Origin of the sequence: Chromohalobacter sp. 296-RDG (assembly GCF_029889885.1) — a bacterium.
Classification (GTDB): domain Bacteria; phylum Pseudomonadota; class Gammaproteobacteria; order Pseudomonadales; family Halomonadaceae; genus Chromohalobacter.
Genome location: NZ_JARANY010000291.1, coordinates 1 through 733 on the forward strand (window position 1 = coordinate 1; position 733 = coordinate 733).

Here is a 733-nt window from a genome sequence, read left to right on the forward strand (position 1 = left end):
GCCCTTGCCGAGTCACGACTGCCGGATTTCACGGAGTTGGTCGACAAGGCCGCGCCGGCCGTGGTCAACATCTCCACCTCCCGCGATGTCGAAAGGTCCATGACGTCCTCTCGGCAATTTGGTGGGCAGGAGGTGCCGGAGATCTTCCGCCACTTCTTCGGCGACCGCATCCCGATGCCGCCTGATGGCGGACCTAACCGAGGTGATACGCCACGCCGGTCATTGGGGTCCGGCTTCATCTTCGATGAAGACGGCTACATCATGACCAACGCCCACGTGGTCAAGGAGGCCGACGAGATCCTGGTCCGCCTCAACGACCGCCGTGAGCTCAAGGCGGAGCTGGTCGGTGCCGACGAAAAGACCGACGTGGCGGTCCTCAAGGTCGAGGCGGACAACCTGCCGACCCTGGAGCTGGGTGAGTCCACCGATCTCAAGGTCGGCCAGTGGGTCGCCGCCATCGGCTCCCCCTTCGGCTTCGATCACTCTGTGACGTCCGGGATCATCAGCGCCATCAACCGCACGCTGCCCCAGGACGTCTACGTCCCCTTCATCCAGACCGACGTGGCGATCAACCCGGGCAACTCGGGCGGGCCGCTCTTCAACCTGGATGGCGAGGTCGTGGGCATCAACTCCCAGATCCTGACTCGTAGCGGCGGCTACATGGGCCTTTCCTTCGCCATCCCCATCGACGTGGCACTGGATGTCGCCAACCAGCTTCGCGAAGAGGGTTACG

Annotated in this window: 1 protein-coding gene; it reads left to right on the forward strand. The window is 63.8% G+C overall.

Features of this window, described 5'->3' with window-relative positions; genetic code table 11:
- Positions 1 to 733 (forward strand): trypsin-like peptidase domain-containing protein (locus OP495_RS18605; RefSeq protein ID WP_280571265.1); only part of this gene is annotated, 733 nt, incomplete at both ends.